18 protein-coding genes and 2 pseudogenes are annotated in these 19,824 nt (G+C 66.9%); 15 read left to right on the top strand and 5 right to left on the bottom strand.

Annotated elements, in window-relative coordinates:
- Nucleotides 1-2 precede the first annotated feature (2 nt).
- The 3 genes from ileS to ACZ9GM_RS03615 all read left to right on the top strand — a co-directional run bounded on the left by ileS (nucleotide 3) and on the right by ACZ9GM_RS03615 (nucleotide 6,276).
- A complete protein-coding gene (gene ileS, locus ACZ9GM_RS03605; protein WP_476037285.1) occupies nucleotides 3-3,209 on the top strand; it encodes an isoleucine--tRNA ligase in 3,207 nt (1,068 codons plus the stop codon).
- A 160-nt stretch (nucleotides 3,210-3,369) separates the two neighbouring features.
- Nucleotides 3,370-4,839 carry an amino acid permease gene (locus ACZ9GM_RS03610; protein WP_291473464.1) on the top strand — a complete coding sequence of 490 codons (1,470 nt, stop codon included), beginning with the start codon at nucleotides 3,370-3,372 and terminating at the stop codon, nucleotides 4,837-4,839.
- A gap of 24 nt (nucleotides 4,840-4,863) precedes the next feature.
- Nucleotides 4,864-6,276: a DNA polymerase IV gene (locus tag ACZ9GM_RS03615; RefSeq protein ID WP_291473463.1), complete on the top strand. Its 1,413-nt coding sequence runs from the start codon at nucleotides 4,864-4,866 to the stop codon at nucleotides 6,274-6,276.
- Here the strand turns inward: ACZ9GM_RS03615 and ACZ9GM_RS03620 are convergent.
- On the bottom strand, nucleotides 6,182-7,099 hold the full coding sequence (locus ACZ9GM_RS03620; RefSeq protein ID WP_291473462.1) for an asparaginase domain-containing protein: 918 nt from the start codon (nucleotides 7,097-7,099) through the stop codon (nucleotides 6,182-6,184). The genes ACZ9GM_RS03615 and ACZ9GM_RS03620 overlap by 95 nt on opposite strands.
- Before the next feature lie 57 nt (nucleotides 7,100-7,156).
- On the opposite strand from ACZ9GM_RS03620, the gene ACZ9GM_RS03625 reads away from it, so the two are divergent.
- Nucleotides 7,157-7,753, top strand: coding sequence for a WKL family lipoprotein (locus ACZ9GM_RS03625; RefSeq protein WP_291473461.1), 597 nt, complete (start codon nucleotides 7,157-7,159; stop codon nucleotides 7,751-7,753).
- Nucleotides 7,754-7,760: 7 nt separating this feature from the next.
- On the opposite strand, the gene ACZ9GM_RS03630 is transcribed toward ACZ9GM_RS03625, so the two are convergent.
- A complete protein-coding gene (locus ACZ9GM_RS03630) occupies nucleotides 7,761-8,678 on the bottom strand; it encodes a hypothetical protein (protein ID WP_291473460.1) in 918 nt (305 codons plus the stop codon).
- 167 nt (nucleotides 8,679-8,845) lie between these two features.
- Between ACZ9GM_RS03630 and lspA the strand changes: the two genes are divergently transcribed.
- Genes lspA through rarD form a run of 4 tightly spaced genes read left to right on the top strand, consistent with a single transcriptional unit; the run spans nucleotide 8,846 to nucleotide 11,857 of the window.
- Nucleotides 8,846-9,322 carry a signal peptidase II gene (gene lspA / locus ACZ9GM_RS03635; protein ID WP_476038309.1) on the top strand — a complete coding sequence of 159 codons (477 nt, stop codon included), beginning with the start codon at nucleotides 8,846-8,848 and terminating at the stop codon, nucleotides 9,320-9,322.
- Nucleotides 9,319-10,254 (top strand): RluA family pseudouridine synthase, encoded by a 936-nt coding sequence (locus tag ACZ9GM_RS03640; RefSeq protein ID WP_476037286.1) that lies wholly within the window; start codon nucleotides 9,319-9,321, stop codon nucleotides 10,252-10,254. The genes lspA and ACZ9GM_RS03640 overlap by 4 nt, the downstream gene beginning before the upstream one ends.
- Nucleotides 10,254-10,940, top strand: coding sequence for a hypothetical protein (locus tag ACZ9GM_RS03645; RefSeq protein ID WP_476037287.1), 687 nt, complete (start codon nucleotides 10,254-10,256; stop codon nucleotides 10,938-10,940). The genes ACZ9GM_RS03640 and ACZ9GM_RS03645 overlap by 1 nt, the downstream gene beginning before the upstream one ends.
- Entirely contained in the window at nucleotides 10,937-11,857 is a 921-nt protein-coding gene (gene rarD / locus ACZ9GM_RS03650) for an EamA family transporter RarD (RefSeq protein WP_476037288.1), read from the top strand. The genes ACZ9GM_RS03645 and rarD overlap by 4 nt, the downstream gene beginning before the upstream one ends.
- Here the strand turns inward: rarD and ACZ9GM_RS03655 are convergent.
- Both ACZ9GM_RS03655 and ACZ9GM_RS03660 read right to left on the bottom strand, forming a co-directional pair.
- The gene (locus ACZ9GM_RS03655; RefSeq protein WP_291473456.1) at nucleotides 11,827-13,137 is read right to left on the bottom strand and encodes a D-arabinono-1,4-lactone oxidase; all 1,311 of its coding nucleotides are present in this window, start codon (nucleotides 13,135-13,137) and stop codon (nucleotides 11,827-11,829) included. The genes rarD and ACZ9GM_RS03655 overlap by 31 nt on opposite strands.
- Nucleotides 13,134-14,339 (bottom strand): alanine racemase, encoded by a 1,206-nt coding sequence (locus ACZ9GM_RS03660; RefSeq protein WP_476037289.1) that lies wholly within the window; start codon nucleotides 14,337-14,339, stop codon nucleotides 13,134-13,136. The genes ACZ9GM_RS03655 and ACZ9GM_RS03660 overlap by 4 nt, the downstream gene beginning before the upstream one ends.
- 59 nt (nucleotides 14,340-14,398) lie before the next feature.
- Here ACZ9GM_RS03660 and nadA point away from each other — a divergent pair, with 59 nt between their 5' ends.
- The 6 genes and pseudogenes from nadA to ACZ9GM_RS03690 all read left to right on the top strand — a co-directional run bounded on the left by nadA (nucleotide 14,399) and on the right by ACZ9GM_RS03690 (nucleotide 18,920).
- Nucleotides 14,399-15,493: a quinolinate synthase NadA gene (nadA, locus tag ACZ9GM_RS03665; protein WP_291473454.1), complete on the top strand. Its 1,095-nt coding sequence runs from the start codon at nucleotides 14,399-14,401 to the stop codon at nucleotides 15,491-15,493.
- 11 nt (nucleotides 15,494-15,504) lie between these two features.
- Entirely contained in the window at nucleotides 15,505-16,473 is a 969-nt protein-coding gene (gene nadC / locus ACZ9GM_RS03670; protein WP_291473453.1) for a carboxylating nicotinate-nucleotide diphosphorylase, read from the top strand.
- A 311-nt stretch (nucleotides 16,474-16,784) separates the two neighbouring features.
- Nucleotides 16,785-17,174: pseudogene (locus tag ACZ9GM_RS03675) on the top strand (DUF6308 family protein); the annotation flags it as partial.
- Nucleotides 17,164-17,463 (top strand): annotated as a pseudogene (locus ACZ9GM_RS03680) (DUF6308 family protein); the annotation flags it as partial. The pseudogenes ACZ9GM_RS03675 and ACZ9GM_RS03680, both read left to right, overlap by 11 nt.
- Nucleotides 17,464-18,090: 627 nt before the next feature.
- Complete coding sequence (locus ACZ9GM_RS03685) at nucleotides 18,091-18,441, top strand: hypothetical protein (RefSeq protein ID WP_291475104.1); 351 nt, start codon at nucleotides 18,091-18,093, stop codon at nucleotides 18,439-18,441.
- A complete protein-coding gene (locus tag ACZ9GM_RS03690; RefSeq protein ID WP_291475102.1) occupies nucleotides 18,438-18,920 on the top strand; it encodes a hypothetical protein in 483 nt (160 codons plus the stop codon). Before ACZ9GM_RS03685 ends, ACZ9GM_RS03690 begins: the two co-directional genes overlap by 4 nt.
- Nucleotides 18,921-18,931: 11 nt before the next feature.
- Here the strand turns inward: ACZ9GM_RS03690 and ACZ9GM_RS03695 are convergent, their stop codons facing one another.
- Nucleotides 18,932-19,309 (bottom strand): nuclear transport factor 2 family protein, encoded by a 378-nt coding sequence (locus ACZ9GM_RS03695; protein ID WP_476037290.1) that lies wholly within the window; start codon nucleotides 19,307-19,309, stop codon nucleotides 18,932-18,934.
- A gap of 189 nt (nucleotides 19,310-19,498) precedes the next feature.
- Between ACZ9GM_RS03695 and ACZ9GM_RS03700 the strand changes: the two genes are divergently transcribed.
- Complete coding sequence (locus ACZ9GM_RS03700; RefSeq protein ID WP_476037291.1) at nucleotides 19,499-19,810, top strand: DUF2568 domain-containing protein; 312 nt, start codon at nucleotides 19,499-19,501, stop codon at nucleotides 19,808-19,810.
- The last annotated feature ends 14 nt before the right edge of the window (nucleotides 19,811-19,824 follow it).

Consider the following 19,824-nt stretch of genomic DNA (forward strand, 5'->3'; position numbering starts at 1 on the left):
CGATGACCACCCCCGCCGGCGGTGCTTACCCCCGTACCGACATGAGTGACGGAACCAGTTCGTTCCCGCTCATGGAGCGCAACGTCCTGTCCTACTGGGCAGAGGACGACACGTTCCAGGAGTCGCTGAGGAACCGTGAGGGCGCCGAAGAGTACATCTTCTACGACGGCCCGCCCTTCGCCAACGGCCTACCGCACTACGGCCACCTGCTCACCGGCTACGTCAAGGACATCGTCCCGCGCTACAAGACCATGCGCGGCTACAAGGTCCCGCGCGTCTTCGGCTGGGACACCCACGGTCTGCCCGCCGAGCTCGAGGCGGAGAAGCAGCTGGGCATCAAGGACAAGGGCCAGATCGAGGAGATGGGCCTCGCCGCCTTCAACGACTACTGCGCCGAGTCTGTGTTGCGGTACGCGGGGGAGTGGAAGGACTACGTCACCCGTCAGGCCCGCTGGGTGGATTTCGACAACGGCTACAAGACCATGGACCTGTCCTATATGGAATCCGTGATCTGGGCCTTCAAGACCCTCTACGACAAGGGGCTCATCTACCAGGGCTTCCGCGTCCTGCCGTACTCCTGGGCCGAGCACACCCCGCTGTCGAACCAGGAGACCCGCCTGGACGACTCCTACAAGATGCGTCAGGACCCCACGGTCACCGTGACCTTCCCGGTGACCGGCGCCTGGCCGGGCACCGCCGCGGTCGACACGCTCGCCGCGCACCCCGAGCTCGCGGACGCTGCCGCGATGGCGTGGACGACCACCCCGTGGACCCTGCCCTCGCACCTGGCACTCGCCGTCAACCCGGCGGTCACCTACGCCCTGGTCAAGGTCGCCGACGACGGGGCCGGGGCGGTCGCAGGGCAGAAGGTGCTGCTGGCCAAGGACCTCAGGGGCGCCTACGTGAAGGAGCTGGGTGGGGCGTCCGAGGCCGCCGAGGTCATTGCCGAGTTCACCGGCGACCAGCTCGTGGGCCTGACCTACATCCCGCCCTTCGACTACTTCGCCGACCGTGCGGAGCAGGGTGCCTTCCGTATCCTCGCCGCCGACTACGTCACCACAGAGGACGGTACCGGTATCGTCCACCAGGCCCCGGCCTTCGGTGAGGACGACATGACCACCTGCAACGCCGCAGGTATCGAGGTCGTCATCCCGGTGGACATGGACGGCAAGTTCACCTCTCTGGTGCCCGACTACCAGGGTCAGCTCGTCTTCGACGCCAACCGGCAGATCATCCGGGATCTCAAGGAGAAGGCGCGGATCGTCCGCGACCAGACCATCGAGCACTCCTACCCGCACTCCTGGCGGTCCGGCGAGCCGCTCATCTACATGGCGCTGCCCAGCTGGTTCGTCTCCGTCACGACATTCCGTGACCGTATGGTCGAGCTCAACCACGACCAGATCGAGTGGATCCCGGAGCACATCCGCGACGGCCAGTTCGGCAAGTGGCTGGAGGGTGCCCGCGACTGGAACATCTCCCGGTCCCGCTACTGGGGTTCCCCGATCCCGGTGTGGGTCTCCGATGACGACGCCTACCCGCGTATCGACGTCTACGGCTCCCTCGATGAGCTCGAGGCGGACTTCGGCGTCCGTCCGGACTCCCTCCACCGCCCGTACATCGACGAGCTGACCCGCCCGAACCCGGATGATCCGACGGGGAAGTCCACCATGCGGCGCGTCCCCGACGTCCTCGACGTCTGGTTCGACTCCGGCTCCATGCCCTTCGCCCAGGTGCACTACCCCTTCGAGAACAAGGACTGGTTCGACACCCACTCGCCGGCGGACTTCATCGTCGAGTACATTGGCCAGACCCGTGGCTGGTTCTACCTGCTCCATGTGCTGTCCACCGCGCTCTTCGACCGCCCGGCGTTCAAGAAGGTCGTCTCCCACGGCATCGTCCTCGGCGACGACGGCCTGAAGATGTCCAAGTCCAAGGGCAACTACCCCGACGTCAACGGTGTCTTCGACCGTGACGGCTCCGATGCGATGCGCTGGTTCCTCATGAGCTCGCCGATCCTGCGTGGCGGCAATCTCATCGTCACCGAGCAGGGCATCCGTGAGGGCGTGCGCCAGGCGATGCTGCCGATGTGGAACGCCTACTCCTTCCTGCGGCTCTACGCCCACACCCCGGCGGAGCGTTCGACCACGTCCACCAACGTGCTGGACCGCTACATCCTCGCGAAGCTGCACGACACGGTCGTCGAGGTGACCGCCTCGCTGGACGCCACGAACATCGCCGCGGCCACCGACGAGATCCGGCAGTTCTGTGACGCCCTGACCAACTGGTACGTGCGCCGTTCCCGTGACCGCTTCTGGGCCGGCGACGGTGAGTTCCCGGAGGCCTTCAACACCCTCTACACCGTGCTGGAGACCCTCTGCCGTATCAGCGCCCCGCTGCTGCCGATGACCACCGAGGTCATCTGGCGCGGTCTGACCGGTGGACGCTCGGTGCATCTCACCGACTGGCCGGACGCCGAGGAGTTCCCGGCGGACGCCGCTCTCGTCGCAGCGATGGACGAGGTCCGCAGCGTCTGCTCCGCGTCGTCCTCGCTGCGGAAGGCGAACAAGCTGCGCAACCGTCTGCCGCTGCAGAGCCTCACCGTGGCGCTGCCGTCCTCGGCACGTCTCGCCGACTTCACCGACATCATCGGTGACGAGGTGAACGTCAAGGAGGTCATCCTGACCGATGACGTCAGTTCCGTGGGACGCTTCGATGTCGTCGTCAACGCCCGGGTCGCCGGCCCCCGCCTCGGCAAGGACGTGCAGAAAGTCATCAAGGCCGTGAAGTCCGGCAACTACACCGTCTCCGGGTCCGGTGCGGTCGTCGCCGACGGTATCGGTCTGATCGAGGGGGAGTACTCCCGCAAGCTCGTCGCCGTCGACCCGGAGCGCACCGCCGAAATCCCCGGCACGGAGGGCCTCGTCGTGCTCGACATGACGCTCACCGAGGAGCTGGAGGCAGAGGGCTGGGCCGCGGACCGTATCCGGGGGATCCAGGACGCCCGCCGCACCGAGGACTTCGACGTCTCCGACCGGATCAGCCTCGTGCTGTCCGTCCCGGAGGGGCGACGGGGGTGGGCGGAGGCCCACATCGACACCATCGCCCGTGAGGTTCTCGCCACCACGGCTAAGGTGATCACCGGTGAGGTTCTCACGCACGACACCGGCGACGGCTGCACGGTTACCGTGGAGCGCGTCACCGGCAACTGACGCCGACCGTCAGCTTCAAGAGCAACAGACCATCCCGACGGAACACCGCCGGGACCTGATCTCCGACAGATATGCCGGGGTGACGGTCCCGGCGGTGGTGTTCTCTCGGACCGGGTTAACTTAGTTTACTTCGGTATATATCAAGGAAGGTCGCCCTACGGTGACAGAGAATCAGATACAGAGGTCACAGGCGACGTCGTCGTTCCTGACCGCTGACCAGGAGGGCTATCAGAAGGGCCTCAAGCACCGCCACATCCAGATGATGGCCATCGGTTCCGCCATCGGTACCGGTCTGTTCCTCGGCGCCGGCGGACGCCTCCACGACGCCGGCCCGTCCCTGTTCATCGCCTACGCGGTGTGCGGCTTCTTCGGCTTCCTCGTGCTGCGTGCCATCGGCGAGCTGGTCATGCACCGCCCGAGCTCCGGTGGCGTGGTCTCCTACGCCCGTGAGTTCCTCGGAGAGCGCGCCGCCTACCTGCTGGGGTGGAACTATTTCCTCCAGTGGGCCATCACCGGTATCGCCGACGTGACCGCCTTTGCCCTGTACCTGAAGTTCTGGCCGGTCTTCGACCCGGTACCGCAGTGGGTGCTGGCGCTGGTTGCACTGGTCGTCGTCGTGGCCTTCAACATGATCGGCGTGCGCGTCTTCGGTGAGCTGGAGTTCTGGTTCAGCTTCATCAAGGTCGCCGCTATCGTGATCTTCCTGGTCACCGGCATTGTCTTCATCCTCACCGGCCATGAGATCGGAGGGTTCTCCGCCGGTCTGGACAACATCACCGACCACGACGGCATCTTCCCCGAGGGCGTCGTCCCGCTGGCCGTGGTGACCTCCGGTGTCTTCTTCGCCTATCTCGGCATAGAGGTCATCGCGACCGCCGCCGGTGAGACCGAGAACGCCCGTGACGAGATGCCGCGTGCGGTGAACAACGTCGTCTGGCGCATCCTGGTCCTCTACTGCGGTTCCGTGCTCGTCATGTCGTTCCTGCTGCCGTACACCGAGTTCAAGGCGAACGAGAGCCCGTTCGTGACCGTGTTCTCGAAGGTCGGTGTCTCCCAGATGGGCGACATCATGAATCTCGTCGTCATCACCGCGGTACTGTCCTCCCTCAACGCCGGCCTGTACTCCACGGGACGCGTCATCCGCACCATGTCCCACGCCGGGTCGGCCCCGCATGCACTCGGCCAGCTCAACAACCGTGGCGTCCCCTTCGGTGGGATCGCCCTGACCAGTGCAGTCATCATCGTCGGTGTGGTCATCAACTACGTCGCCCCGGGTCGTGCCTTCGACATCGCGATGAACCTCACCGCGGTCACGCTGATCCTCACCTGGGGTTCGATGATCATCGCCCAGATGAAGTTCCGGAAGCGGGCCGAGGCCGGCGAGTTCGAGCGTCCGTCCTTCCGGATGCCGTTGGCCCCGGTCTCCAACTGGGTCACCCTGGCTTTCCTGCTGCTCGTCGTCGTGCTCGTCGCCTCGGGCGACTCGATCGGCTTCTGGACGGTCATCGTCTCCGTCCCGATCATCCTCGTCGTCTGGTTCTCCTGGCGCTGGGTGAAGCCGAGTGTGGAGCATCGCCGTGAGGAATTCGCGCTCAAGGTCGACCGCTCCTCCGTGAACCCGGCGACGTAGCCCGGGCGATCTAGGATGGGGGCCGTGACAGGTTCCGGGACAGGTGAGCGACGCTGGGTGGTGCACGTCGACATGGACGCCTTCTTCGCGTCCGTCGAGCAGCTCACCCGGCCGACGCTGCGTGGCCGTCCGGTCCTGGTGGGAGGGGCATCGGGCAGGGGAGTCGTCGCCGGGGCGTCCTACGAGGCGCGGGTGTACGGTGCGCGCTCGGCGATGCCGATGAGCCAGGCCGTGCGACTGTGCCGCGGGAAGGCCTCGGTGGTGCATCCCCGCTTCGTGGTCTACTCGGCGGCATCCGAACGCATCTTCGGGATCCTCGAGCGCGAGGCCGGCTTCATCGAGCGGCTCAGCGTGGACGAGGGCTTCGCCGAACCGGCGGTCCTGGCCGGTGCCACCACGCAGGACGCCGAGACGTGGGCACACGCCCTTCAGGACACCGTTGAACAGGAGACCGGACTGGTCTGCTCCATCGGTGTCTCCACCGGGAAACTCCACGCCAAGATGGCCTCCGACCTCGACAAGCCCCACGGCGTGGCCGTCGTCGGCGCGGACCACCGCGACGAGGTCTTCGGCCCCCGTCCGGTCGGGGAGATCGGCGGCATCGGTCCGGTCGCGCAGGCCCGGCTCGCCGAGGTCGGTGTGACCACCATCGGCCAGTTCACCGCCATGGACGACGCCGACGTCCGCAGTCTCCTCGGTTCTGTCGGTACCCAGTTGCTGGGGTACGCCCGCGGCGTCGACCCCCGACCGGTCGCGGCGAGGGGACGTGCCAAGCAGGTCTCCGCGGAACGCACCCTCGAGGTGGACGCCGCGACGACCGCCGCAGCTGACCCGGTGCTCGTCGCGTCGGCCACCGCCGCGCACACCCGGCTGAAGAAGGACGGCCGGGCGGCCCGGACCGTCACCGTGAAGACCCGTACCGCGGACTTCCGTGCCCATACCCGGTCACTCACACTCGCGGTGCCGACCGAGGACCTCGAGGACATCATCGCGGCGTCACGCTCGGTGATGCCGCACCCGGAGGAGTCCGGGGCGGTGCGACTGGTCGGCGTCAGCCTCTCAGGGCTGACCGATGAGCGGCAGGGGGCCCTGTTCCCGGAGCTCTCCGAGATCGGGGCCCGGGAAGTGGTGCACGTCGACGCACCCGGACCGGACCCGGTGGTGGAGTCGGCGCCGGCCGCCGAATCCTACGGTCGCTGGCGCGCCACCCAGGATGTCCACCACACCGGGTTCGGTCACGGGTGGGTGCAGGGCACCGGCGGCGGTGTGGTCAGCGTGCGCTTCGAGACCCGTGCCACCGGGCCGGGACGGACGCGTACCTTCCCGGTCGACGACCCGGACCTCAGTCCTGCGGACCCGCTGGAGTCCCTGGCGTGGGATCCTCCCGCTGCACCGCCAGCTGACACAGCAGCTCCATCCGTGCCTGTGCGGGACTGAGTACCCCACCGGACCGGGCACCTGCCGCGGCCAGGGTCGCCCCACCGCCGTCACCGCCGTAGACGGCATCCACCCCGCCGGCGGCGACCCTGGTGCACAACACGACGGGCACTCCGGCGTCCAGGGCACGGCCGATCCCGGGGGCGAGCCCGCCGGCGTTGCCCGACCCGAAGGCGGCGATGACCAGGCCGTCGGCACCCGCTGCCAGTGCAGCGTCCACCAGGGTGCTGTCGGCCCCCTGGTAGGCGGTGAGGATGTCGACGCGCAGGCCCGACAGCGGGACCGGAGCCTGACCGCGGGAGACGAGGGGCCCCGGGCGGTGGACGGGGGAGTCCGGTCCCCCGAAGGCCCGGTCCGCGGTGGTGTGGACCTTCCGCACCCCGTAGGCGGGGACCGTCACACCACCTGTCACCACGACCGGGCCGGTCGCTGTCGCCGCTGCGGACACGGCGTCCCGCAGATTGGCGGGGCCGTCCGGGTCGGCGTGGTCGGCGGGACGCTGCGCACCGGTGAGCACCACGGGTCCGCCGAGCAACCGGTCGACGGCCATGGCGGTCTCCTCCATCGAGTCGGTGCCGTGGGTGACGACCACCGGTCCGCCGACGGCGTGGACCGCAGCCAGCAGGCCGTCGAGGTCGGCCAGGGTCATCTCGGAGGAGTCGAGGTGAAGGGCGTCGGTCGCGGTGACGTCGTCGGGTGTGAGCCCGGCGTCCGCGCAGAGGTCTGCGGCGGTGCGTGTGGGTCGTAGGGTGCCGTCGGGACCTGCGGTGCAGGCGATGGTTCCGCCGGTGGCGAGCAGGGTGACGGGGAAGGACGCGCTCATGGGGACACAGACTACTGGTGTGACGCAGGGAGCGTGGGGTGGGTAGGCTGATTCACCATGAAATACTCCATGAAGTCCGTTGCCGTCGTGGCTGCCGTCGCCGCAGGTCTGTCCATGTCCGCCTGCTCCTCCGATGACGATGACTCGACCGACGCGACCACCAGTGCCGCGACGACCACCCGGTCCACCGCACTGCCCACCGCCGCCGAGCTCAACGACGTGCTCAACCGGGCTGTCGACCCGGCGATCCCCTCCGACCAGAAGGCCGACACCGTCGAGGGTGGTGATCAGGCCCTGGAACTCTTCGACGTCATGACGCAGTCGAAGGAGGAGTCCGGTGCGACCCTCGAGGTCGTTGATCCGGTGCTGCCCGGCATCCTGCCCGACACCGCCTCCGTGACCGTCAACTTCATCATCCCGGACCGCGACCCGATGCCGGTCTCGGGTGTGGAGTTCATCCGTGAGAACGACGTCTGGAAGCTCAAGCGCGAGTGGGCCTGCACGCTCATCGAGAACGTCGCCCCGGACAATGTGCCGCCGCTCTGCGCGGCGGACGTCGCCGAGGAACTGCCCGAGGAAGTCCCGGAGGACGCCCCGGCTCCGGAGGAGGCCCCTGCCGAGGAAGCGCCTGCGGAGGACGCCCCGGCCGCCTAGTTACCGCCTAGTCCTCGTCGGAGGACCAGGTCGAGGTGGTGCGGGACTCCTGCACCACCGTCACGGGGGAATCCGGCTGACCGTAGGTGATCTCGGTCGTCGTCTTCACCGACCCACTCACCGGCAGGGGGTGCCGCAGGTCGAGGGTCAACGAACCGGTGGATTCGGTGGTGGAGTCCATCACCTGCAGGTCCGTGCCCGCCATCTGTTTGACCGTGGGGGTCCGTTCAACGTCCACGTCGAGGTTCACCTGCGAGCCGCTGCGCGAGGCGATGGTGTAGGTCACCGTCTGCCGCATCGACACCCCGGACCCGGAGTCGCTGACCTGGCCGGTCACCGTCCAGCGGGCACCCTCACCGACAGCCTCCTCCGGGAAGACGAGGGGGAGATCGGTCATCAGGGTGAAGCCCTGCTCCACACTGGCACGGGCTGAATCGGTCGCGTTCTCCGGCGCAGCGAAGGACCGGGAGCTCACCTTGCCGTCGTCGCTGTACTTCTGCACCATGCGGAAGCCCTCGGCGGTGGCGATGTCCTCGTTGCGGTCGTCGTTGTCACCGCTGGGAGTTCCTGCGGTGACGGTGGCCGCAAGGCCCTCACCGTTGTCGGATGCGGTGGTCGCCGTCAGCGGCAGTTCCATGGTGACCTCGGAGTAGGGCAGTTCGCCGTCGGCGGTGCCCTGCTCGTCACCACCGGTGGTGTGCTGGCCCAGCCCCTGGGCGACGGAGAAGGTCGTCTGCTGCTCCTCCTCGTCGGCGGACCAGACAAGGGGGTCGGTGGGGGACGTTCCGGCGTCCAGGAGCTTCACCGCGACGCCGTCTACGGCGGACTCGACGGGATCGGTGCGGTCAGGTTCGTCATCCGACGAGACACACCCGCTAAGGCCCAGGGTCGACCCCAGGGCGACGGTGGAGACCAGGACTGCCACGGTGGAAGGAAAGGATCGTCGTCTGTGCACGACCGTCACGTTACCAACCTCTCCTGGCACACCCGCTAGGATGGAGACCCGTGACCCAGGCCCCCTCTTCCCGACCCTCCGCTGAGACCGCGGATTCCCGCCCGGCCCGCAGCAGGTCCGGAGCTGTTCCCCGGGCGTTGGCGGTTCTGTTGGGTGTGGTCGTTCTCGACCAGGTGACCAAGTGGGCCGTCGTCGAGTTCCTCGAACCACGGACCAGTTACCCGGTCCTCGGTGAGTTCGCCCGCCTCTACCTCATCCGTAACTCCGGGGCCGCGTTCTCCATGGGGGAGAGCGCCACCCCGGTCTTCGCTGTCATCCAGCTGCTGGCTGCACTGCTGTGCGTCGTCCTGGCGTTCCGTGTGCGTAACCCGTGGACGATTGCGGCGGTCGGCATGATCGGCGGCGGGGCGGCCGGCAACTTCATAGACCGGGTGTTCCGGGATCCGGGCGGACTGCACGGCCATGTCGTGGACTTCATCTCGATCGGGGATTTCGCGATCTTCAATGTCGCGGATTCGGGCATCACCGTCGGCGTGATCGTGTACCTCATCTACGGGCTGTTCATCGAGCCGAAGCAGCAGAAGGAAGAAGCGGAACAGGAGGAGCAGGCATGAGCGACCGTGTGTCGAGGATGATGCCCGTGCCCGGTGGCCTGGCGGGCATGCGGGTGGACGCCGGCCTGTCGAAGCTGCTCGGCCTGTCCCGCACCGTCGTCGCCGAGCTCGCCGAGGCGGGCGACATCGTCCAGGACGGGAAGACCGCCGGCAAGTCGGACCGGCTCGTCGACGGTGCCTGGCTCGACGTCACCCTTCCTGCCCCACCCCGTGACCTCGCCGCCGAGCCGGCCCGTGTCGTGGAGGGCATGGACATCCTCTACTCCGACGACGACGTCATCGTCGTCGATAAACCGGTCGGTGTCGCCGCCCATCCCACGATCGGCTGGGAGGGCCCGACCGTCACCTCCGGTCTGGCCGCCGCCGGGTACCGGATCTCGACCTCCGGACCGCCGGAGCGCAAGGGGATCGTGCACCGCCTCGATGTCGGCACCTCCGGTGTCATGGCGGTCGCGGCGTCCGAGCGCGCCTACACGGTCCTCAAGCGGGCCTTCCGCGACCGCACGGTCGACAAGACCTACCATGCGCTCGTCCAGGGGCACCCGGACCCGACCGACGGCACCATTGACGCGCCTGTCGCACGTCATCCCGGCCACGGCTGGAAGTTCGCCGTCCAGGACGGGGGACGCCACGCCGTCACCCACTACGAGACCATCGAGGCCTTCCGCGAGGCCACCCTGGTGCGTGTCCACCTGGAGACCGGACGCACCCACCAGATCCGCGTCCATTTCTCGGCCCTGCACCACCCGTGCGCCGGTGACCCGATGTACGGCGCCGATCCGACGCTGTCGAAGCGGCTGGGTCTGGTGCGTCAATGGCTCCACGCCGTCCACCTCGGGTTCCTGCACCCGGACGGCCGGTGGATGGACATCGAGTCGCCGTACCCGGCGGACCTGCAGACCGCGCTCGACCGGTTACGGGAGACGAACTGATGGGCAGGTTCCGGTCCGCCGAGCAGATCCCTGCCGACAAACGGACGCGGCGCAGGCTCGAGTGGGAGGACACCCGTCGTCCCGCCTGGGTGATGTGGCTGTCCGTGGCCTGCCTCATCGCCCTGGTGGTGACCGTTTTCGCCCTGTCGAACTCCGACCGGATGTCGCAGGCCACCGCGATCAACGGTGATGTCCTCGGCCCGGAGACCGGCGAGTCCACCGAAGACTATCTCGCCCGGGCCGGTGAGGCTCTCGCCGAAACGACCGGGGATGCCCCGCGGTGGGCCCTGGTGTCCCCGGAGGGCCCGGCGGATGTCGCCGCCCTGACCGCGCTCTTCACGGACCAGCCGGGTCTGCGGGTGAGCACCCTGCTCGCCGGTGGGGTGCAGTGGGCCCTGCCCGAGCCCTCGGTCGGCCACCGCCGTGAGGACGTCTTCGCCCGGGCCCGTCACCGTGTCGCCGTTTCCGCCGGCATTCCGGACACCGATGAGGCGCTGGGGATCACCGGCGTCATCGTCCACGGGACGCCTGCCGAGCTGCACTCCCTGGCGGCCACCCCCGGGGTGCGCGGCGTGGAACCGCTGCCGGAGGACGCCGTCTACGGCCGGTTCGGCATGCGTCCGCTGGAGGACACCCCGCCTGCCGAAGACCTGCCCGAGGATCTGCCGGAGGCTCCCGCGCCGTGATCTGGGGAGTCGCCTGCTACCTGATGTGGGGCTTCTTCCCCGCATTCTTCCCGCTCCTCGAGCCGGCCGACCCGATGGAGATCCTGGCCCACCGTTTCGTGTGGACCCTGGCGTTCGTCGCCGTCGTCCTGCTGCTGCTCGGGAGCAACCACGGCGGTGGCTTCCGCTGGCTCCGTCAGCTCTCCCTGCGGCAGTGGGGACGCATCGCCGTGGCCGCCGTCCTCATCGCCGGGAACTGGGGCCTGTACATCTACGCGGTGAACAACGACCATGTCGCCGACGCCGCCCTGGGATACTTCATCAACCCGCTGGTCAGCGTCCTTCTCGGTGTGCTCGTACTGCGGGAGCGACTCCGGATGATGCAGTGGGTCTCCGTCGGCGTGGCCGGGGTGGCGGTCATCATCCTCACCGTCGCCCTGGGGACGCCGCCGGTGGTGTCACTGGCGCTGGCGTTCTCCTTCGGGCTCTACGGTCTGATGAAGAAGAAGGTGCCACTGCCCCCGCTGCGGTCGCTCACCGCCGAGACCCTGGTGCTCGCCCCGGTGGGCGTGCTCTACCTCGCCTGGCTGCAGACCCAGGGAACCAACACGATGGTCCAGGGCGACCACGGCGTGGGTCACGTGCTGCTGCTCATGACCGCCGGTGTGGTCACCGCACTGCCGCTGCTGTGCTTCGCCCGCGCCGCCCACGAACTCTCACTGACGACCTTGGGAATGATCCAGTACATCACTCCCGTGCTGCAGATGCTGTGGGCGGTCTTCGTCGTCCACGAACACATTGAACCGGCGCGCTGGGTCGGCTTCGGCCTGATCTGGGTGGCGGTGATCATCTTCACCACGGACACACTGTTCAATGTGCCGCGGCGTCCGAGACTGACCCAGCCCACTCATCCCAGCCCGAAGACCCGGTCGACGTAGCGGTTGCGGAACACCCCGTCCGGGTCGACCTGCGCCCGTAGATCCGCCACGGTGTGGAGATCGTCATGCACCGTCGAGAGTTCCGCGAACCCCAGGGTGTGGTGCTTGCCCCAGTGGGGGCGTCCTCCCGCGGCGACGAGGATCGGCTCGATGACCCGGAAGAACTCGCGGTAGTCGTCACGGTGGTAGCGGTGCGCGGCGATGTAGCAGGACTCACGTCCCTTCGCCGTGGACAACGGCACATCGTCAGCGGCGGTGGCGCGGACCTCGATGGGGAAGCCCACCGGGATGCCGCAGGTGTCGATGACGCGGTGGACCTCGGCGAGCACCTCCGGGGCGTCCGCCAGGGGCACGGAGTACTCCATCTCGTTGAACCGCACCCGGCGCTTGGAGACGAAGACGTCGTGGGCGACGTCGGCGTACTCACGCTGGGCCAGGGCACCTGCGGAGACCCGGTTGAAGAACCCGGTGGTCCTCGGGGCCATGGACATGACCCGGCACATCGCGCCGTAGGCGGCGTTGCTCACCAGTTCATCGTCGATGACCGACTTCCAGCGCGGCACCGGCCCGGGGACGGTGCCCCGGTCGGACAGCGGGTGACGGGTGTTGCGCTTGACGTGGGCGACGTCGGTACCGGGGAACCAGTAGTACTCCAGGTGGTCGACCTCGTGGGCCAGGGCGGCGAAGTTCTCCACCACCGGTCCCAGCGGCTCGGCCTTTTCCACGGCGGAGAGGATGAACGTGTCCACCACCGCCATCGTCACCTGCGTCAGGACGCCGAGCGCGCCGATGCTCACACGGCCGTACTCGAAGAGCGGGTCACCGGGTCCGGCATCATGGACCACACCGTCGGCGGTGACGATGCGCAGCCGCCGGACCATGCCGGCGAAGCCGGTGTACCCGACACCCGTGCCGTGGGTGGAGGTCGACAGCGCACCGGCGAGCGCCTGCGGATCCACGTCACCCTGGTTGGCCAGGGCGAGCCCGTGTGGCTTGAGCAGTCCGGGGATGTCCCGCAGCCGGGTACCGGCGAGGAAGGTGACCTCCATGGCGTCCTTGTCGACGTGGACCAGGCCGGTCAGGTTGTCGAGGTTGACCAGGATGCCGTCGGTCACCGCAGTCGGGGTGAAGGAGTGCCCCGCGCCGACGGTCTTCACATGCATACCACGGGACGCGGCGTCCGTGATGACGCCGAGGAGTTCGGCCTCGGTCGCGGGCTGGACGAACGCCTGCGGGTGCGCGGTCTGTGCACCGGACCAGTTGTGCCAGGTGGTGGTCATACGAAGCTCTTTCCTTCGCCGCGGTACGTGGGCCAGTCGTCGATGACGTGGGTGGTGTTGTCGGCGGGGTCGCGGGAGACGACGGTGACCCGGTCGGTCCACTCGGACTGCTCGCCGGCCTTGGCGTGACGGAACCACACCTGGTCACCGAGGCCCAGGTCGCGGGCGGCGGCTCCGCGCAACGGGGTCTGGACCTCACCGGCGCCCTCCGTGGCGGAGAAGGACAGTCCGGCGGGGTAGTCCACGGTAGGCACGCGGTCGGCACCCGGGACACCGGAGGCGATGCGTCCGCCTCCGGCGACGGTGACGATGTCTGCGGCGGCACGGCGTACCACCGGCAGCACGAACCATTCGGCGGCTGCGGGGGAGAAGGTGCGGTAGTGGTCGAAGAGTCCGGAACCGATGATCCCGGAGCCCGCGCCGATCTCGGTGACGGCGTCCTCGGCGGCGGTGGTCTCCGCCGAGCCGGTGCCACCGCCGTTGACGAACTCCAGCTGCCCGCCGTGGGTCTCGACGATGCTGCGGACCGCGGCGACGACCTTCGCGCGGCGCCCGGCCAGTTCCTTCACCGAGGCTGCCTTCATCGCCGCAACTGCCGGGGAGGTGTCGGTGGTGCCGGCGACCTGACCCTCGTAGGCCATGATGCCGACGAGTTCCACACCAGGCCGGGCGCAGACCTGCTCGGCCAGACGCGTGGCGTCCTCCACGGTGTGCACCGGCGAGCGACGCGCGCCGAGGTGGAGCGGGCCGACGCTGAGTGAGGCGTCCACGTCGAGGCAGACGCGGACGGTACCGGCGCGGTCCTCGGGCGGGGACGCAGCGTCCAGCAGGTCGAGGTGCTCGACGCTGTCGACCATGACGGTCACCGCGTCCAGGTAGCGGGTCTCCGCCGTGAGCTGTTGCATCAGTGACGGAGTGACACAGGGGTAGGCGACGAGGATGTCGTCGCTGACCTGTCCGTCGACGAGCCAGAGAGCCTCACCGAGGTGGTAGGCCAGCAGGCCCTTGATGCCCTCGCACTCCAGAAGGCGGGAGATCAGCGGGCGGATACGGACGGATTTCGTGGCCAGTCGGACCGGAGTGCCGGACGCCCGGCGGACGAGATCGGCGGTGTTGGCGAGGGCGGCGTCCAGGTCGAGGACACTGAACGGCGCCTCACGGTCTGCGACGGCGGCGCGGACGGAAGGACGGGGAACACTCATTCCCGGATAATTCCATATTTGTGGTCCTTACGCAGCTGAACACCGTATGATTCTTCGTCATGACTGTGACGACCACTCCTCAGACACTGGATGCGCTGGACAGCCGACTACTGTCCGCCGTACACCGCGCCCCCGGCCACGTCGGCCCCGACGGACCGGTCGGACGCTGGGAAGGGATCGACGGTAACGAAGACTGGGCCGAGGAGATCCGTCGGCTGAAGAAGGCCCGCAATGCCGTGATCCTCGCCCACAACTACGAGCTGCCCGAAATCCAGGACATCGCCGACCACACGGGCGACTCCCTGGCCCTGTCCCGCATCGCCGCGGAGACCGACGCCGAGGTCATCGTCTTCTGCGGCGTGCATTTCATGGCAGAGACCGCGAAGATCCTCTCGCCGGACAAGACCGTCCTCATCCCGGACGCCGAGGCGGGCTGCTCCCTGGCGGACTCCCTCACCGAGACCGAACTGGCGGAGTGGAAGGCCGAGCACCCGGACGCCCTGGTGGTCAGCTACATCAACACCACCGCCGCGGTGAAAGGCCTCACCGACGTCTGCTGCACCAGCTCCAACGCCGTCGACGTGGTCGCCGGACTGCCCGCGGACAAGGAGATCCTCTTCGGTCCGGACCAGTTCCTCGGCGCCCATGTGCGCCGCCAGACCGGCCGCGACAACATCCACGTCTGGGCCGGGGAGTGCCACGTCCACGCCGGGATCTCCGGGCCGGAACTGGCGCGCCGGGCCGAGGAGAACCCGGACGCCGACCTGTTCATCCACCCTGAGTGCGGCTGCGCCAACTCCGCTATCTACCTGGCGGGTGAGGGCGTCATCGCCCCGGAACGCGTCCACATGCTCTCCACCGGAGAGATGCTCACCTCGGCGAAGGTGGCGTCCGACGCCGGACGCGGCAAGGTGCTCGTCGCCACGGAGGTCGGCATGCTCCACCAGCTGCGCGGCGTGGCCCCGGACGTCGACTTCGCACCCGTCAACGAGCGGGCGGCGTGCCCGTACATGAAGATGATCACCCCGGCGGCGCTGCTGCGCTGTCTCGCCCTGGGTGCAGACGAGGTCGACGTTGCCCCTGACGTGGCGGAAAAGGCACGTCGGGCGGTGGAGCGGATGATCGCTGTCGGAAATCCGGGCGGTGGGGAGTAAGTTTGTCCGCCGTGCCTGTTACCAAGACTTCGCGTCGGGAGATGTTCCCGGCTGACCAGCGTTTCCCCTACACCGCCCCGCTGGGCGACCTGGGCTGCGCACCCTCCCTGTTCACCACTCTCGCCCGGACCGCCCTGTCGGAGGACCTCTCCGACGGGGACGCCACGACGTTGGCCACCGTTGCGAAGGGCGAGACCGGACGCGGTCTGTTGGTCGCCCGGTCCGGTGGCGTGGTCTCCGGTATCGATGCCGTCCGCTCCATCCTCGTCGAGGCCGCAGAGCCGTCCTTCGCCGCCGTGCTCGGTGGGGCGGTCGCGCTGACTGACGCAGTGGCCAACGGTGCGGTCGTCGCGCCGGGCGACACGGTGGGCGTGCTCACAGGTCCGGTGCGCGCGATCCTGCAGCTGGAGCGCACGGTACTCAACATGCTCTCCCACGCCTCCGGTGTGGCGACGCAGACCGCGGCCTGGGTGTCCGCGGTGGAGGAGACCGCGCCTGAGGACCATTCGGTCGCTGTCCGGGATTCCCGTAAGACCCTGCCGGGGTTGCGTCTGCTGGAGAAGCGGGCCGTGGTCCACGGCGGCGGAGTGCCGCACCGCTACAACCTCTCTGACCAGGCGATGGTCAAGGACAACCATGTCACCGCCGGTGGTGGAGTGGTGGACGCCTACCTGGCCGTGCGTGCCGCGCACCCGGAACTGTGGTGCGAGGTGGAGGTCGACAACCTCGTGCAGCTGCGTGAGGTGCTGGCGCTGAAGCGTCCGCCACAGCAGGTGCTACTGGACAACTTCTCCGTCGTGGACACGGTCGTCGCGGTCGGCATGCGTACGGAGAAGGCGCCGAATGTGCTGCTCGAGTCCTCCGGTGGTCTGACTCTCGACGTGGTCGGAGATTACGCGGCCTCCGGCGTGGACTCCGTCGCCGTCGGTGGGCTGACCCACTCTGTCACTTCCCTGGACATCGGCCTCGACCTGGAGTGACGCGCTTGCCCTCCCCGGTGGAGGCAGGGTGGGGTGGGCTTCAGATCTGCGTCAGGCACAGATTCGGTCATCCGTGGCACGGATATCGCGATTCGTGCCTGACGCAGATGTGCTGCAGCGGGGATGACCGCAGGGATTCTCGCGTAGGCTCATTTCTCATGCCGAAGCAAGGGCTGAATCTGCCCGAGGTCATAGAGAAACATGATGCTGGTCGTGCGGTTGCGTCGCTGCGGAACTACTACTGGTCCAGGTATCCAGGCGACGAGCCATCCGAGCGGAAGAGTTACACGGGTGCCTGATTCGACGAGTTCGATCCATCAGCTACTCGGAGCAGTAAACTGAATGAGTTCACGGCTGACGATCTGGTGTCAGTTGAGCTACTGAGCGTGTATGTGCCGGGTGTGGCGGCTCGCCGCCTGCTCCTAGATCCGGATTTTGGGAAGCAGGTTACCTTTCTCCTGGAACGAATTCCGATCGGTATGCCTCTGTGGGAGGCTCGTGAGCCAGTCGATGGCCAGTGGGCTCCTTGGAAGTCGGAAGAGCTTCTCACCAGTGTGCGGGGCATCGGGGTTACTACTGCATCCAAGCTGATTGCGCGCAAGCGACCGCAGTTGTACCCGGTCATTGACAAGGTGGGTCGGGACCTGGTTCGACCGGCGGATGTGATGAACGGCTGGAAGCTTCGTCGGCACTGTGCATGAGGCGTGTCAGGACAACAGCTTGCATGGGTTCCCCGCCGATGTCCATGATGAAGCCGGGCTTCCGACCGATGTGTCGCTGCTCCGGATCTTCGACGTCCTCGTCTGGATGGAGGGTAGGGCTCAAGCCACTAAAGGTGGTTCTAAATACTCGATCGTCGAGGCAGCTTGCTGGAACGGCCCCAGAATCCAAGGCGGCACGATTCCGAACCTAGGCGGCTTTCAAGAAGTTTACGGTCATCGCTTGACAGCACGCCAAGCTCTCACCTGGTGTTTGTTTCGTAAAAAGTAATGAGCATCTTGCGGCCGTGTCTGCATAGATCGTAGTTGTAGCCGGATGCGGTGGCTCCGGTAGCTCTTCCGTCGAAAGAATTAATCTGGTGGACATTGGTCCTGATCTGGAAGAAATGTTGCCGACCGAGTTTCTCTACAAAGATAGATGCGATCGCGATGGAGGCAATTCTGACATTCTCGAGGGTGCAAGCGGGGGGGGCAGTGGGGCGTGTGGGATCGGTTTCCAAGATTTCTGACTGCAGGATAATGAGTTTTCCGTAGATTTTGCTGGGTGGAGTTCTGTCCCGCTCGCCGAAGGGGAAATATTCGGAAGTAGAGTGACTGAGAACCAAACCGCTGGCAATGATTTTCCCTCGATTTCTTCGGCTTGCTCTGGTGATCTTGGGGCTGTTGCGGATGACGGGCCTGAGTATCTGGAGATGATTATTAGGTATCCGGGAGAATAGAGTTCAATTATGCGCCTGATAGCGATTGTCTTGAGCGTTGGACTGGGGAAGAACGGATTGATTGGCTTCCCGGCACCATTGCTTTGAATTCTGCTGAGAAGATGGGCTTCTGGGCAAGCTGATTGGTTGCGATCCTGGTGGAACCGATCTGGTGGGTGATCGTTATGCTGGTGGGCCTCATGACACTTCTGGTCTGGGCAGCGTTCACTGCCTGCGCGTCGGTCCGTATCGGGGAGGGAAGCATCGACGTCGCTGGTCCGTCCTATCGTCGCAGCATCCCTGTCGACGAGATCGTTGAGGTGTCCTTCCACCGTGAAGACGCCTCGGACCACAGCCTGCTCAACTGGGCGGTCGTCGGGAAGGCGTCCTCACCTGCCGGTGTGCGCCTGAGCCTCGGTGGGATGCTCGCAGCACAGATCCTCACGACGGGTGGGGACAACTGCAAGGTCTTCTTCGCGTCGAGGGGCACCGCGGACGCATGCGTGGCTGCTGTCTCAGCGGTCGGTGGTCACCGTACCCTGGACACATGACTGGATCAGCTGGTGAGAACACCGTCTTCTCGGTGCGTCCGTCGCCGGCGATGAAAGCCATCCCGTTCGCGGTGGTGGCGCCGGCGATCCTGCTGGCGTTTGTGGTCCGGGAACCGGCCGTCCAGCTGATCGTCGTGGTGGTTCTGCTCTTCGTGGTCTGGGCGGCGGTCGGTCCACGGTTGACCGTCAGCGTGGGGAAGGAGACCGTCGACGTGGCCGGCACATTCTACCGGCGCAGCATTTCCGTGGGACAGATCGACTCCGTGACGGTCGCCCCGGATGACGGCATGAACCACGGCCTGCTCAACTGGCCGGTCACCGGAAAGGCGACATCGCCGGACGGCGTCCGTCTGAATCTCGGGGGCAGTGCTGCGCTGCAGATCAGGACGACAGCGTGGGAGCGTTACAACGTCGTCTTCGTGACCAATGCTGACGCACTGGCCTGCCGGGACGCGATCATCACGGTATCGCACATATAACAGGACCAGCGTCATCCCAGCGGTGTGAGGACACCGACCTTCCACCCACCGTCCACCCGGATCAGCTGGTACATGTTGCGCTCGCCGGAGATGAGATCGTCGGGACCGTCGTACCCGAACTCGACCACCACCCAGATGCTGTGGTCGGTCGCGGCAGGCACGGTGATGGTGGTCGAGGCGTCCCTGACACCCTCGTACTGACCGAAAGCCCCGGCGAAGAACTGCTCGGTCTGGGCGGGGTCGGTGACGAGAATGCGCTGGCGTGGAAATTCGATGAGCGCGGGCACGGCGTAGGTGTCGGCCAGTGCGGCGGCATCCCGGTCCAGGAGATGGCGGGTGTAGGTGTCGAAGAACTCTTCGGCGACGGTGGCGGCTTCAGTGGCATCCATGCCGCCATGCTAGTCCCGGGAAGGATATGCCGACGATCGACGGTGAACGGCGACGCGGAACCGGCGAGTTCAGATTCCGGCTCTGGCACCGGGGAGTCTAAGCCCCCATAATTGTGGGTAGTCGCGGAAGCACACCGCTTTCCACTGCTCCCAGGGGTGACCGTGGAGGATGTCAATGTCAACGACCTCATGGCCTTCTTCGTCGAAGTGGTCGCGTTCATCGCCCTTGCGGTGTTCGCCTGGCGTGCCGCACCGACAGGTGTCCGCAGTTGGGTCTGGATGCTCGGGATCCTGATCGTCGCAGGTTCCCTCTGGGCGCTCTTCGTCTCACCGCAGGCGACTTTTGATGTTCCTGTGCTCGCCCTGCTGCTCAAGATCGTGATCCTGGGCGCAGGGGTCCTGGCACTCAGATCCCTCACCTCCCCGGTGTGGGGGATCCTGTTCGGCGTGGTTGTCGCGGTGAACACCGTGCTGATCTACATCGGTCCGTTCGCACGCTAGAGTCCGACGGTAGA

The sequence above is a fragment of the Corynebacterium sp. UD i78 genome (assembly GCF_056280545.1).

What these genes read in the sequence shown, in the direction of transcription:
- ACZ9GM_RS03695 (WP_476037290.1), bottom strand. Translation starts at nt 19,309, where the DNA reads ATGGATGCCACTGAAGCCGCCACCGTCGCCGAAGAGTTCTTCGACACC.
- nadA (WP_291473454.1), top strand. Translation starts at nt 14,399, where the DNA reads ATGACTGTGACGACCACTCCTCAGACACTGGATGCGCTGGACAGCCGA.
- ileS (WP_476037285.1), top strand. Translation starts at nt 3, where the DNA reads ATGACCACCCCCGCCGGCGGTGCTTACCCCCGTACCGACATGAGTGAC.
- ACZ9GM_RS03660 (WP_476037289.1), bottom strand. Translation starts at nt 14,339, where the DNA reads ATGAGTGTTCCCCGTCCTTCCGTCCGCGCCGCCGTCGCAGACCGTGAG.
- ACZ9GM_RS03620 (WP_291473462.1), bottom strand. Translation starts at nt 7,099, where the DNA reads ATGAGCGCGTCCTTCCCCGTCACCCTGCTCGCCACCGGCGGAACCATC.
- ACZ9GM_RS03625 (WP_291473461.1), top strand. Translation starts at nt 7,157, where the DNA reads ATGAAATACTCCATGAAGTCCGTTGCCGTCGTGGCTGCCGTCGCCGCA.
- ACZ9GM_RS03700 (WP_476037291.1), top strand. Translation starts at nt 19,499, where the DNA reads ATGGCCTTCTTCGTCGAAGTGGTCGCGTTCATCGCCCTTGCGGTGTTC.
- ACZ9GM_RS03685 (WP_291475104.1), top strand. Translation starts at nt 18,091, where the DNA reads ATGACACTTCTGGTCTGGGCAGCGTTCACTGCCTGCGCGTCGGTCCGT.
- ACZ9GM_RS03690 (WP_291475102.1), top strand. Translation starts at nt 18,438, where the DNA reads ATGACTGGATCAGCTGGTGAGAACACCGTCTTCTCGGTGCGTCCGTCG.
- ACZ9GM_RS03655 (WP_291473456.1), bottom strand. Translation starts at nt 13,137, where the DNA reads ATGACCACCACCTGGCACAACTGGTCCGGTGCACAGACCGCGCACCCG.
- ACZ9GM_RS03640 (WP_476037286.1), top strand. Translation starts at nt 9,319, where the DNA reads ATGAGCGACCGTGTGTCGAGGATGATGCCCGTGCCCGGTGGCCTGGCG.
- ACZ9GM_RS03645 (WP_476037287.1), top strand. Translation starts at nt 10,254, where the DNA reads ATGGGCAGGTTCCGGTCCGCCGAGCAGATCCCTGCCGACAAACGGACG.